Below are 13,597 nucleotides of genomic sequence, written 5' to 3' on the forward strand. Positions count from 1 at the left end.
TTCGTATAAAAATACAAGAAATATTCATTAAATTTTGCAAAATTTTGTCTTAAACCCCCAATAATACAGATCTTTGGGAACTTTTGCTTTAGCAAATCTCGAATAATAAATAAAACTTCATTTCTCTGCGGAAAAAACTCAGAGATCTCTGTGTTATAAATAAAAGCAGTGTGGTGAATAAATTCTATATAGAAAATTCATTTCTGTTTTCTTACTTTTGAATCTATGAAAATATTTAAAATTGCTTTTTGGATTCTTTGGAGAATTTGGTTTTACATTTTGATGGCCATTCCAATACTGATTATGTTGCCTTTTCTGGTTATTTCTATACTTTCTGAGAAAGGATATCCATACTTCTTTAAAATGGCCCGCATTTGGGCTAAATTTATCCTTTTCGGAATGGGTTTCTTTTATACCGTAAAACGCGAGCAGAAGCTCGTTAAAGGGAAAAGTTACATGATAGTGGCCAATCATACTTCTATGACGGATATTATGCTTACGTTGGCTTTAATTAAAAATCCATTTGTTTTTGTTGGGAAGAAAGAGCTGGTAAAGATTCCACTTTTTGGATTTTTCTATAAACGTACTTGTATTTTGGTTGACAGAAGTTCGTCTAAAAGTAAAAATGAGGTTTTTAAAAGAGCTCAAAACAGATTGAATCAAGGTTTAAGTATTTGCATTTTCCCAGAGGGCGGAGTTCCAGATGACGAAAGTATTTTGCTGGATGAGTTTAAAGATGGCGCCTTCAGATTGGCAATCGATCATCAGATTCCGATTGTGCCTATTGTTTATCCAGATAACAAAGAGCGTTTTTCATATACTTTTTTTAGTGGAAGTCCTGGAAAGATGCGCGCTAGAATTTTACCTTTCGTAGAAACAAAAGGATTGACAAGCGACAACAGAAAAGAATTAAGAGATCAAGTTAGAAATATGATTTATAATGGTTTAGTGGATTATCAAAAGGAATAACCACAAAAAACATTATGTAAAATACAAAAGCCGGTAGACTTAAAAGTTTACCGGCTTTTCTTTGAATTAAAAACCCCTATTTTTATTCAAAAGCTTATTATCTGTGAATTATCTTTTCTGAAATAAAACGCAATACTTTTTTAAATTTCAATTTGGTTTTTCTTCGGTTTTTATTGTACAACAATTCTATTTTTTCTTTCATGGTTAAAAAAATTAATGGTTGATAATAAAGAGTTTAGTTAATAACTCAAGTTAATGTCACATTATTATAGATATCGAAAAATTAAAAAGGTTGCGTTGGAATTGAGGATAATTTGACAAAAACCCGTCAGTTTGAACAACTAACGGATTTTTAACTCAAATAACCAACCAATGTAAATTCTAAAAAAAACCGAAATTGATATATGGCATTACCAATTATAAACTGCTTTTTTATACAGATGGAAGATTGGTAAAAAGGTTGCGTGAAAATTTCATTTTTTATTTCAAAATAAAAAAGCCGAATGATTTTTTAGAATCATTCGGCTTTTAAAGCGTCTTTGTTGACTTATTTTTATGCGTTTGCCAATTCTTTCATGTGATCTTTAATTTTAACTTCCAGTTCGTCAGCTAGTTCTGGGTTATCTTTAATTAAAGCTTTAACGGCGTCACGTCCTTGCCCTAATTTGGTATCACCATAACTGAACCAAGAACCTGCTTTTTTAACGATATCAAATTCTACAGCTAGATCTAAGATTTCACCAGTTTTAGAAACACCTTCGCCGTACATAATGTCAAATTCGGCAGTTTTAAAAGGTGGTGCCACTTTGTTTTTAACAATTTTAACTTTAGTTCTGTTACCAATTACATTTTCACCGTCTTTGATCTGAGCAGAACGACGAATATCTAAACGTACAGAAGCGTAAAATTTAAGTGCGTTACCTCCAGTTGTCGTTTCAGGATTCCCGAACATAACACCAATTTTTTCACGAAGCTGGTTGATGAAGAAAACTGTACAGTTTGTTTTACTGATAGTTCCAGTAAGTTTTCTCAATGCTTGAGACATCAAACGTGCGTGAAGACCCATTTTAGAATCTCCCATTTCACCTTCAATCTCGCTTTTTGGAGTTAAAGCTGCAACCGAGTCAATTACAACAATGTCTATAGCGCCAGAACGAATAAGATTTTCAGCAATTTCTAAAGCTTGCTCCCCGTTGTCTGGCTGAGAAATAATTAAGTTCTCAATATCAACGTTTAATTTCTCTGCGTAGTTTCTATCAAAAGCATGTTCGGCATCGATAAAAGCAGCAATACCGCCTGCTTTTTGAGCTTCTGCAATTGCGTGAAGCGTCAAAGTAGTTTTTCCAGAAGATTCTGGACCATATATTTCGATAATTCTTCCTTTTGGATATCCGTTTACTCCAAGAGCTAAGTCAACACCTAGTGAGCCAGAAGAAATCGTTTCTACTTCTACAATGGCTCTGTCGCCCATTTTCATTACGGTTCCTTTTCCGTAGGTTTTGTCAAGTTTGTCAAGCGTTAATTGTAGTGCTTTTAATTTGGCTTCTTTCTCTGAACTCATTTTTTTCTAAATATCTTAAATTATTATTTTGTCTTTCTGGATAAAAATAAGAAAATTCTCTAATAATCTTATTGATCAGTTTTATAATTTGTAAAATTACTTCTTTTTTTGAAGTTTGATTGTTCCAAATTGTCACAAAATCGTTCTACAAAAACAAAGCCTTTAATTCTGTTGCATCTGTTGGTTTTATTTTACCAGCAAGTAATAAACTCAATTGTTTACGACGTAGTGCAGCCTCAAAGCGCTGAATTTCTAATTCAGTTTCTGGTACAATTGCTGGAACTTCAACAGGTCTTCCAGTATCGTCTACCGCTACGAAAGTATAAATTGCTTCGTTGGCTTTTGTTCTGTTTCCAGATTCGCGATCTTCTACCCATACGTCTATAAAAACTTCCATAGAACTTTTAAAAGATCTGGAAACTTTTGCTTCTACAGTTACAACGCTTCCAAGCGAAATAGCTCTGTTAAAAGCAACGTGATTTACAGATGCCGTTACTACAATTCGACGTGAGTGTCTGCGGGCCGCAATACTTGCCGCTCGGTCCATTCTGGCTAATAGCTCACCGCCGAAAAGATTGTTTAAAGGATTTGTTTCGCTCGGTAAAACCAAATCAGTTAAAATAGTTAGGGATTCTGAAGGATGTTTTGGATTCATTTTTTTAATGTAAAATTTAAAAATTGTACTGGTTAATTTAACCAATAAACAGCCATTACAGCTGGAATAAAATATATAACAATGGTTCTCGCACCATCGTAATCTTTTGCAAGTCTTTGTCCGAAAAGCATCATTAGCAAACAGATACAAGAAAAGATAGCTCCATAAAAGCCAAATTCTCTGCCATTGTTTGTAAATAATTGAATTCCGCCCACAACACATAAAATTCCTGAAATCAATTCTAAAATTAATAAATGCAATAGAGCCAGAGGAACTTGATTTTTTAAAGGCGTTTTGGCAAAGTGTTCTTTAAGCCAAGCAACATTATCTTTCCAGTAAAAAATTTTTTCGTAACCCGATTGTAAAAAAGTTAAAGCCAGAAAAGCTAAAAGCAAAATTGAGGCAACATTGTTCATTATGAATTATTTTTTATGAATTAGACGAGTCAATTTGATTGATAAATCGGTAAGGATTATTTTTGCATTTCCGTTTCTTTCAATGTGATACATAGCATCTGAAAGTTCTTTGAAAATTTCGTGAATATTGTTTCCGTTTACGAAAGGAGCAAAATTCTCCAATTTAAATTTATCCGCTTTTGGTTCGATATAAACTAAACTCGGCGCTTGATAATTTAGCATAAGAGCTTGTCTGAACATTTCCATGCAATATTGGATGAATTTTTTTTGGCTCTCACGTCCGAGCGCAGCAATTTGCTCGCTCCATGAAATTAAATCCTGAATAGCGGCGGCATTTCCTTTTGCCCTAAAAGCAGCTCGAACCCAATTAACAAACCATTGCTCAAAAGGAAGATCGTCATCGTCTTCTTTTAACAAATGCAATGCTTTATTAAAATTTCCTTGCGCTTGATGTGCAATTTTTTTAGCTAAGTTTGGATCTATATTTTCTTTGGCAACCAAAGCTTCAGCTATTACTTTTTCGGGAAGACCGTTAAAGTGAATAACCTGGCATCTTGAACGTATGGTTTGAATTATATCTTCTTCGTTTTCAGAAATCAGAATAAACATGGTTTTGTCTGAAGGTTCTTCGAGAAGTTTTAGCAGTTTATTAGATGCGGCGATATTCATTTTATCGGCCATCCAGATAATCATGATTTTGTAACCGCCTTCATAAGATTTCAGCGAAAGCGATTTTAAAACCTCTTGCGCATCTTCTACACGAATTTCTCCCTGCTTGTTTTGAACACCAAGAATTTTATACCAATCGAACAAACCTCCATAAGGCATTTCTTGAATAAAACTGCGCCAATCCTGAATAAAGTCTAAACTTTTCGGTTTTGTCTTTACGTCTTCGGTTGTAACGGTTGGATAAATAAAATGCAGATCGGGATGTGAGATGTTATCAAATTTTAGATTACAAGAATCATTTCCATTTGAATTTTCATCACCGGTATTATTGCATAAAATGTATTGGGCATAGGCAATGGCCGTTATTAATGTGCCACTTCCTTCTGGACCAACGAATAATTGTGCATGAGGAATTCTACCAGAAGCAGCACTTTTTATCAAGTGGCTTTTGATGTAATCTTGACCTAAAATTTGAGAAAATTGCATTGCGCAAAGATAGAAGAAATTGTGTAGTCAAAAATTTTCAGAATAAGATTATTTAGCTGCCCACATTTTCAAATTTGATTCCAAAGCTTGAAGATGATTTTTAAAATTTTCGAATCATTTTCGACAGAATTTTGTTAATAAATATCTTCAAGTGAGTAAATATCAAGATGTTTTTGTTAATATTTTTTTTCAAAAAACGATAAACGTAAGGTTTTTTTGGTTATTAATTAGAAGGATTTTTCTTTTTTTATAGCGAATATCTTACGGATTTTAAATTAACATTTTTAACAAAATGCCCGTTAAAACGCACATTTTCTCGACATAACGCTGGTTTTTAAGGTTTTTTTAAGGAAATTTTTTGAAAAAAAAATCCATTACAGTTGTAATTTAAGTTAATTTCTATATTTTTGTTTTTATCAACAACCAATTATAAAATAAGAATCTATGAAAGGGAAAATTATTCTATTTAGTGCTTTTTTTATCTTAACTACTGCGGCTGCTTCAGCACAAGCTAAAAACGCACCGAGAAGTATTATCAGTACAACTGCTCTTATCAGAAAATACCATGATCAAAAAGAATTAAGTGGTATGCAAAAAGGAGAACTTTTGGAATTATACATCGAGCGTATTAAAGTATTAGTTAAAACTCTCCCTTACATTGCTTTGGTTACTAAACCAGGTGTTACTATGGCAGACTTAGGTATTCCAGACGATAACGAACACAAAAAAGTATTAGATGCTCAGGCAGTTGGTACAACAACTTTCTTGGATACTACGGTAGATTTTCAAAGAAAAATGATGCCTTACTCTGATAAAGGAAATCTAATCGCTGCAATCTTATTCTACGAAAGTACATTGAAATCATTACACGAGTTCAACGATTTGAACGAAATGTAATAAAGCATTTTTTAAAATCTTTTTTGAGAAAGTCTGGTGAATACCAGCTAGGCATTCTTAAAAAACAAAATAAAAAAAACAACTCATTCTCGAGGGTCCTGAAAATTTCAGAAAACTCGAGAAGAGTTTTTGCATTTACGCATACCCAAATTTATTATTAACCGTAATACCCCCCTTATCATGAAAAAAATTACTCAATTGATCTGCGTTCTTTTGACAGTTGCGAGTATGAATGCTCAACAAGAGAAAGGAATTATGGGCTACACCAATTGGTTAAACAACTGGACTGAGTTTAAGCCTAACAAAGTTGATTATGGAGAAGCAAACCAAATTTTGGCAGGAAACATTTCTGTTAATACCAAATTGCTGAAAAGAAATATCTACGTTTTGCAAGGAAACGTTTATGTTACAAACAATGCTGTTTTAACTATTGAACCAGGAACAGTAATTATTGGTGATTTCGAAACAAAAGGAACATTGGTGATCACAAAAGGTGCACAATTAGTAGCTGATGGTTTAGAAACAGATCCAATCGTATTTACTTCAAACCGCAGCATGAAAAAAGCTGGAGATTGGGGTGGAATTGTGATTCTTGGAGATGCTCCAATTAACAAATTTGGAAATGTAGGTTCTTACAACCTAGATCTTGATCCAACAATGACTACTTACGGTGGAGACAACGTAGCTTCAAACTCAGGAATTTTAAGATTCGTAAGAATCGAGTTTGCTGGTAAAAAAGTAAAAGGAGCTGATACTTTCAACGCTTTAACTTTAGCAGCTGTTGGTAACAAAACAATTTTAGAAAACATCATGGTAAGTTACGCTGGTGGAGATTCTTTCGGAATCTTAGGTGGTGACTTAAATGCTACAAAATTCGTTTCTTATAAATCAGTAAACGATGACTTTAAATTCTCTCAAGGAGTTCAATGTCGTTTCTTCAACTCTTTAGCAGTTAGATCTTCTTACTTCTCAAGTACAAAAGATGGATCTCGTTGTATGGAGGTAAAATCTTTTGAAAAGAAAAGTGAAACAGATTTCACTAAAAAACAAACTTTAGTTGTTGCAAGTAATATTACAATGGTTAATGACAGTGAAAACATTAATGCTGACATTCAAGCAGGATTAGTAAAAGAGGCTGTTTATGTAGCCGAAAATGCTTCTCTTGAAATGAAAAGAAGTGTAATCTCTGGATTCAACCCTGCAGTATTATTAGACAGCAAAACTGAAATCAATGATGCCAACCTTAAAAAAATCAAATTTGAGGAAATGTATTTCAATTTATGTAAAGGAAACATCTTTACTGAATACAATTCTAACAACGAAGATTTAGAGAGCTGGTATGGAAACCCTGTGTTTTTTAATGTTATGTCACAAAGTGATAACAAAGAAACATTCATTGATATCTTCAATCCTAAAAAACCAGATTTTAGATTACAATTAGGAAAAATCACAGCTTCTAGCGGTAACAAATAAATAGTTTCGATTTTTATTTCCCTCGCGTAAATTTTATTAATTAAGTCCCCAGACACAATTTATGTATCGTCTTACGGGCCCAAATAAAGATCAAGACATAATGGTATCTACGAAAAAATATTTTATATATATAATATTTTTGGTTTCGCCTATTTCGTTAACTCTATATGCACAGAATACAGCAGAAAATCCTACTAAGGCTGCTGTTTCTGAGTGTGGTTTAACTTTAGCTTGCAATAACCAGAACAACAATAATAATGCTGTTATTGAAAACGGCAAATCAAGTAATTTAAATCAGTCTATAGTAGGGATGTCCACCCCCAAGGATAGCCTTACTATAGCGGCTGAGTCAAATACTGTATCTAATGATTGTAATGAGAATTCATCATTTGCAGCAACTTCAATTCTTGCAAAAGAAGTAATTGAAAACTACAAATATGATTTCTCTGAAACATTCATAGATATCCTGTTTTTTGAGCGTATAGATCTAGCAAGAACACGCACTATATGATTCAAAAAATTACTTTATCTTTTTTTAAAGTTATAATATTATTTAGCATTTTACTTTTTGCTAGATCGAATGCCTATGCCCAAACGATAGTTCCTCAACAGTTAGATGGTTTAGAGAAACTTTGTGCTGGTAGTTCTTTCAATGAGTTTTTTGCTACTTTTAGTTATGTTAATTTTCCTGCGGGAACTACATTTTCTGTGGAGCTTGTAGATTCAGCAAATAATCCAATTGCAACAACTTTATTACAGACGATAGATTTATCGGAAACGCAAAAAACTATAAAATTTGCGGTTCCGGTAAATCTTGTCGGTTCTGATAATTACGGCTTAAGAATTAAGAGTTCTCAAACTTATGCCAGCCCTAGATTTAAAAATTCTCAAGGGGCAACATCTTTCCCTGCCTATTATAAAGATTTTGAAGCATCGTTTTCAATAAACAATAAAGAAACTAGCGCGACAATTTGTTCAGGCGGAAGTCTTACTCTTTCTGTAGATGCTGGAACATCTTCTCCTTTAAACTTTCCAAATCTAAAATACATTTGGTTTAAAGATAATGCTGTTATAGCAGGACAAAGTGCTAAAACGTTAACAGTAACTAGCCCTGGTGATTATTATGCAACAATTGATTATGGTTCTTGTACTGATGCCAATTTTAGTTCGAATCACATTAATGTTGGAAGCTCATCTTCTGGTAATGCTGTAACGATTAATTCTAGTCTTGGAAACCCATTTTGCGCTAGCGGAACAGGAACAGTTTTGACAGCTACTTCTGGAAATAGCTATCAATGGAAGAAAGACGGCAGTATAATTCCTGGAGCGACAAATCGTACATATTCTACAAACGAATCTGGAGTTTATTCTGTAGATGTAGATTTTGGAGGGTGTAAAGCAACGGGCTCTATAAATCTTCAAAGCAATGGTTTTGAAGCTAGCATCGATGCGCAAGACGGATACAAACTAAGTGAAGGCGAAACTATAACTGTGACGATAACAACAGATGCTGTTAGTCCAACTTATGAGTGGTATCTGAATGGGAACTTAATTTCTGGCGAAACATCAAACTCTTATGTAGTAGCTGTTAAAGGTAATTACATAGCAAAGGTTTCTCAGTCTTCTGGCTGTATTGCTACCAGAGAATTTCCATTTAGAATAAATGGAGAGTCTGGGCCAGCTAGTGTTATTCCAAACATTATTAAACTAAGCGGAATGAATCCGTATTGGAACATTCCAGACGAATATAAAAATGCAAATACAAAGGTAATTATCATTAGTTCAAACGGAGATAAAGTTCTGGATGTAGTGAATTACCAAGGCGATTGGCCTCAAAACAATATAGATTTTAAAAATGTAAATCCCGTTTATTACTATGTCATTCAAGGCGATGCAGGTGAAAAAAAAGGATCAATAACGGTTATAAAATAATATGAAGAAAATTTTACTATTCGTCACGTTATTTTACGGTTTATCAAATGTACTCTATTCTCAAGAAGCTTCTGAGGATGGAGTTGTTTCGTTTTCATTACCCATAAGAAATTCTTTAAAATTTAATAGATATTTAATTAACCCAACGTTCAGTTTTGTTAGAGAATCGAGCCCGTACGCAAGTTTCTATAATAAAAGACAATGGGTACAGTTTGATAATGCTCCGCAGACTTATTTAGCCAATTATTCTGGCCGATTTAGAGAAAACGAAGCATTTGCTGTAGGTTTATTTCAACAGAATTACGGATTGATGACTGTCTTTGGCGGAGTTGCCAATTTCGCTCACAATATTGTTCTGGAAGAAGCTAGTAATTTGACTTTTGGTTTAAATGTGGGAATCTATCAAAGCGGTATAAATACAGGAAAAATTATATCAGATGATTCTACTATTCTATCAGGAGATTTTCCAAAAAGCACATTACTGACTGTAAATCCAGGGATTAATTATGGTACAGAATTTTTAGATTTCGGATTAGCAATTAACAATTTAGTGCTTTACAATTTTGGATCTGGAATGGTAAAAGAAGATCCAGAAAGAGCGATTCAATTGCATGCCATGTATACTGGATATATTGATAGTTATGGCTTTTTTGACAGAAGTAAATTTTCTGGAATTGTAAGGACAGAAATAAAAAAAGATAAAACAGTTATTTCTGGACTTGGAATGCTTTCACTTCAGCAAGGAGTTTGGGCTCAGTTAGGTTATAACACATTATATGGAGTTTCTGCAGGACTTGGAGTTAACATTACGCCGAGTATTGCTATTGAGTACAATTATGAAAGAGGAATGGGGAATTTCTCCAACCTAGGTGGTTCTCATGAATTTGCTATTGCGTATAAATTCAAAAATAGAAATTACTACTATGGAGATGATGATGAAGGTTCTTTAGTTGATCCTGCGAAACCAAAACCAGTACCTGCAAAACCACAATCGGAAGCAACTCAAGTTAACAGAGCAGAAATCGCTGAAAAGAATAGATTGGCAGCCGAATCAAAAGCAAAAGCAGATGCTGAAGCAAAACAAGCAAGACTTGCCGCAGCTGAAAAAGTGAAAGCAGATGCTGAAGCGGCAGCCAAAGCAAAATTAGAAGCAGATAATAAAGCCAAAGCAGATGCAGAAGCTGTTAAAATAAGATTAGCTGCTGAGGCAAAAGCTAAAGCAGATGCTGCAGCCGCAGCAAGAGCACAAACTGCTGCAGCAAATAAAGCCGTAGCAGAAACGCAAAAAACACAAGCACAGCTAGCTGCTGATAAAGCTAGAGCAGATGCAGAAGAACGCAGAATAAAACTAGCTGCTGATAACAAAGCAAGAGTAGATGCCGCAGCCGCAGCAAGAGCTCAAGCCGCAGCAAGCAAGTCTGGAGCAGTTGAACAGAAAACACCAGAACAGTTAGCTGCAGATAAAGCACAGGCAGATGCGGAAGCATTAAAAATAAAATTAGCTGCTGATGCTAAAGCCAAAGCAGATGCGGAAGCGCTACAAGTAAAAGTAGCAGCAGCCGATAAAGCAAAAGCAGATGCAGAAGCTGCAAAAGCTAAAGCAGCCGCTGCAAATGCAGCGGCACCAACACAGCAAAAAACAGCTGCACAGCTTGCAATTGAAAGAGCAAGAGCAAATTCAGAAGCAGCTGCAAAAATGAGATTAGCGGCAGCTGAAAAAGTTAAGGCAGATGCAGAAGCCGCAAGACAGGCAAGATTGGCAGCAGCAGAAAAAACAAAAGCTGATGCAGAAGCTGCAAGATTAAAATTAATTGCAGATACTAAAGCCAAAGCCGATGCTGCCGAAGCAAAACGTAAAGCAGATGCAAAAGCTAAAGCAGAGGCTGCAGATATGCAATCAATATTAGCAGCAGATGCTAAAGCGAAAGCAGATTCGGATGCATTGCAAGCAAGATTAGCTGCTGAAGCAAAAGCAAAAGCGGCAGCAGAAACTAAAACAAAATCTTCTATCGATGCAGCAAACAAAGCCAAATTAGCGGCAGATGCGAAAGCAAAAGCGGCAGAAGAAGCTGCACTTAAAGAAAAATTAGCTGCTGAAGCGAAAGTTAAGGCAGATGAAGAAGCAAGACAGGCGCTTATTGCTGCTGAAGCGAAAGCAAAAGCAGATGCAGAAGCACTAAGAATAAAACAAGCGGAAGATGCACGTCAGGCACAATTAAATGCTGAAGCAAAAGCAAAAGCAGATGCAGAAGCACTTCAAGCTAAACTTGTAGCCGATGCAAAAGCGAAAGCAGATGCCGAAGCAGCAGCTAAAGCAAAATTAGCAGCTGATGCTAAAGCAAAAGCAGACGCCGAAGCAGAGAAAGTTAGATTAGCCGCCGAAGCAAAAGCTAAAGCAGATGCAGAAGCAGAGCAAGCAAGATTGGCAGCCGACGCAAAAGCTAAAGCAGATATGGAAGCTTTACAGGCTAAATTAATTGCAGATGCTAGAGTAAAAGCCGATGCAGAAGCTACAGCAAAAGCTAAGGCAGAAGCAGAAGCGAAAAAATTACAAGAAGAGGAAGATGCTCGCCAAGCTAAGTTAGCAGCCGATGCAAAAGCGAAAGCAGATGCCGAAGCAGAGAAAGCAAGACTAGCAGCAGAAGCTAAAGCAAAAGCAGATGCCGAAGCAGAAAAAGTAAGATTAGCAGCAGAGGCCAAAGCTAAAGCAGATGCCGAAGCTTTACGTGTTAAACAAGCTGCTGAAGAAAAAGCGAGAGTAGAAGAAGAAGCTCGTCAGGCGAAATTAGCTGCCGATGCAAAAGTCAAAGCAGATGCAGAAGCAGAAAAAGCAAGATTAGCAACAGAAGCCAAAGCTAAAGCAGATGCCGAAGCTTTACGTGTTAAACAGGCTACTGAAGAAAAAGCGAGAGTAGAAGAAGAAGCTCGTCAGGCCAAATTGGCTGCCGATGCAAAAGCAAAAGCAGACGATGAAGCACTCCAAGCTAAATTGGCAGCAGATGCAAAAGCAAAAGCGGACATGGAAGCTTTACAGGCAAAACTATTAGCTGATGCAAAAGTAAAAGCCGATGCAGAAGCTACAGCAAAAGCAAAAGCAGACGCAGAAGCGAAAAAATTACAAGAAGAGGAAGACGCTCGCCAAGCTAAGTTAGCAGCGGATGCTAAAGCAAAAGCAGACGCGGAAGCATTAAAAGCGAGACAAGCTGCTGAAGAAAAAGCAAGATTGGATGAAGAGGCTCGTCAAGCTAAGTTAGCAGCAGACGCAAAAGCCAAAGCCGATGCAGAAGCACTTCAAGCTAAGTTAGCCGCAGACGCAAAAGCTAAAGCCGATGCAGAGGCACTTCAAGCGAAACTTGCAGCAGATGCAAAAGCTAAAGCTGATGCAGAAGCACTTCAAGCTAAACTTGCAGCAGACGCAAAAGCTAAAGCCGATGCAGAGGCACTTCAAGCGAAACTTGCTGCAGATGCCAAAGCAAAAGCCGATATGGTAGCTGAACAAGCAAGACTTTTGGCAGAAGCAAAAGCAAAAGCGGATGCTGAAGCAACAGAAAAGTTGAAAGCTGAAGAAGAAACAAGACGCCTACGTGAAGAAGAAGAGCGCCAAGCAAGATTAGCAGCAGAACAGGCTAAAGCAGATGCAGCAGCAGCGGCACTTGCCGCAAAAGCGAAAGATGATACTGGAAAAGCGATCGAAAACTTGACTAAATCTGTTGAAGGTACAAGTAACATTCAAACGGATTTATTAAATCAGTTTAAAGCAACCGTTGCGAATAAGCAGAAAGACTTAAACGATTTGAAAGAGGAGAATGATTTAAGTGAAAAGGGTATTTATAGAGAGCCAAAACCATTTAAGAGTGTAGCGGCAGAAAACAGCCAGATTGAGGCATTGAAAATTCAGATTGCTGATGCCAATACCAGCATGAAAAATGAGATTGCGAAACTGACTAATCTTTATAACGAAAGGCTTAAAAAGTTCCCAAAAGATGATCCTTTGAATAAAGCTTATCTTGAAAAGATAAACGAATTGAAAGCGGCTCAATTAAAAATGGAAAGGGAAGGAGCAGCATTACTTGCCGATTTAGAGCGTATTAAAACAGATACTGAAGTTGAGCGTAAACGTAGAATTAAACGTGCAGCTTATGAGAATGATGAAGGAAGATATGCGCAGGACGTTGCAGCTCTTAAGAGAATAAAAGAAACAACTAAGCTGAGCAGTACACCATTAAAAGCAAATGATTTTGATTTTGGTGAAGAACAGTCAAATATGCAGATTATTAAGAATATTAAAAATTCTGATAGCGGGTATTATATGATTATCGCGGTTCATAGTAGCGTAGAGAAACGAGATGAGTTTTTAGCAAAAGCAGTCGCTGCAGGAAGATCAGATATTAATTTCTTTTACAATGTGACAACAAGTAAATATTATATCTATTACGAGAAGTTTGATGGTTTACAAGAGGCAACAAAAGCTTTAGAAGCAAAAGGAAATAAACCATACAACGGAAGAATGGCCATTGTAAAAGTGGAGAATTAGTAAAA

General features: G+C 35.9%; 10 protein-coding genes. 6 read left to right on the forward strand and 4 right to left on the reverse strand.

Translation table 11 applies throughout. The features are described from left to right. Positions 1–225 precede the first annotated feature (225 nt). On the forward strand, positions 226–969 hold the full coding sequence (locus LPB248_RS11365; protein WP_177211535.1) for a lysophospholipid acyltransferase family protein: 744 nt from the start codon (positions 226–228) through the stop codon (positions 967–969). Between the two features lie 553 nt (positions 970–1,522). Here the strand turns inward: LPB248_RS11365 and recA are convergent. The 4 genes from recA to LPB248_RS11385 all read right to left on the reverse strand — a co-directional run bounded on the left by recA (position 1,523) and on the right by LPB248_RS11385 (position 4,756). Beyond that, positions 1,523–2,530 carry a recombinase RecA gene (recA, locus tag LPB248_RS11370; RefSeq protein ID WP_177211536.1) on the reverse strand — a complete coding sequence of 336 codons (1,008 nt, stop codon included), beginning with the start codon at positions 2,528–2,530 and terminating at the stop codon, positions 1,523–1,525. A gap of 145 nt (positions 2,531–2,675) precedes the next feature. Beyond that, a complete protein-coding gene (locus LPB248_RS11375; protein ID WP_177211537.1) occupies positions 2,676–3,185 on the reverse strand; it encodes an acyl-CoA thioesterase in 510 nt (169 codons plus the stop codon). Between the two features lie 32 nt (positions 3,186–3,217). After that, positions 3,218–3,601 carry a DoxX family protein gene (locus LPB248_RS11380; RefSeq protein WP_095930182.1) on the reverse strand — a complete coding sequence of 128 codons (384 nt, stop codon included), beginning with the start codon at positions 3,599–3,601 and terminating at the stop codon, positions 3,218–3,220. Between the two features lie 6 nt (positions 3,602–3,607). Further along, on the reverse strand, positions 3,608–4,756 hold the full coding sequence (locus LPB248_RS11385) for an ATP-binding protein (RefSeq protein WP_177211538.1): 1,149 nt from the start codon (positions 4,754–4,756) through the stop codon (positions 3,608–3,610). A gap of 444 nt (positions 4,757–5,200) precedes the next feature. On the opposite strand from LPB248_RS11385, the gene LPB248_RS11390 reads away from it, so the two are divergent. The 5 genes from LPB248_RS11390 (at position 5,201) to LPB248_RS11410 (ending at position 13,592) form a co-directional block, all read left to right on the forward strand. Then, a complete protein-coding gene (locus LPB248_RS11390; RefSeq protein WP_111368292.1) occupies positions 5,201–5,653 on the forward strand; it encodes a hypothetical protein in 453 nt (150 codons plus the stop codon). Between the two features lie 180 nt (positions 5,654–5,833). Next, positions 5,834–7,126, forward strand: coding sequence for a hypothetical protein (locus tag LPB248_RS11395; protein ID WP_177211539.1), 1,293 nt, complete (start codon positions 5,834–5,836; stop codon positions 7,124–7,126). A 100-nt stretch (positions 7,127–7,226) separates the two neighbouring features. Further along, positions 7,227–7,637, forward strand: a complete 411-nt coding sequence (locus LPB248_RS11400; protein ID WP_255462929.1) for a hypothetical protein — start codon at positions 7,227–7,229, stop codon at positions 7,635–7,637. Further along, positions 7,634–9,058 (forward strand): gliding motility protein SprC, encoded by a 1,425-nt coding sequence (gene sprC, locus LPB248_RS11405; RefSeq protein ID WP_177211541.1) that lies wholly within the window; start codon positions 7,634–7,636, stop codon positions 9,056–9,058. Before LPB248_RS11400 ends, sprC begins: the two co-directional genes overlap by 4 nt. Position 9,059: 1 nt before the next feature. After that, positions 9,060–13,592 (forward strand): type IX secretion system membrane protein PorP/SprF, encoded by a 4,533-nt coding sequence (locus tag LPB248_RS11410; protein ID WP_177211542.1) that lies wholly within the window; start codon positions 9,060–9,062, stop codon positions 13,590–13,592. Positions 13,593–13,597: the final 5 nt, after the last annotated feature.

Source organism: Flavobacterium sp. LPB0248, assembly GCF_013388355.1.
Lineage (GTDB): Bacteria > Bacteroidota > Bacteroidia > Flavobacteriales > Flavobacteriaceae > Flavobacterium.

Coding starts and splice junctions, on each gene's coding strand:
- LPB248_RS11365 (WP_177211535.1), top strand. CDS start 226: ATGAAAATATTTAAAATTGCTTTTTGGATTCTTTGGAGAATTTGGTTT.
- recA (WP_177211536.1), bottom strand. CDS start 2,530: ATGAGTTCAGAGAAAGAAGCCAAATTAAAAGCACTACAATTAACGCTT.
- LPB248_RS11375 (WP_177211537.1), bottom strand. CDS start 3,185: ATGAATCCAAAACATCCTTCAGAATCCCTAACTATTTTAACTGATTTG.
- LPB248_RS11380 (WP_095930182.1), bottom strand. CDS start 3,601: ATGAACAATGTTGCCTCAATTTTGCTTTTAGCTTTTCTGGCTTTAACT.
- LPB248_RS11385 (WP_177211538.1), bottom strand. CDS start 4,756: ATGCAATTTTCTCAAATTTTAGGTCAAGATTACATCAAAAGCCACTTG.
- LPB248_RS11390 (WP_111368292.1), top strand. CDS start 5,201: ATGAAAGGGAAAATTATTCTATTTAGTGCTTTTTTTATCTTAACTACT.
- LPB248_RS11395 (WP_177211539.1), top strand. CDS start 5,834: ATGAAAAAAATTACTCAATTGATCTGCGTTCTTTTGACAGTTGCGAGT.
- LPB248_RS11400 (WP_255462929.1), top strand. CDS start 7,227: ATGGTATCTACGAAAAAATATTTTATATATATAATATTTTTGGTTTCG.
- sprC (WP_177211541.1), top strand. CDS start 7,634: ATGATTCAAAAAATTACTTTATCTTTTTTTAAAGTTATAATATTATTT.
- LPB248_RS11410 (WP_177211542.1), top strand. CDS start 9,060: ATGAAGAAAATTTTACTATTCGTCACGTTATTTTACGGTTTATCAAAT.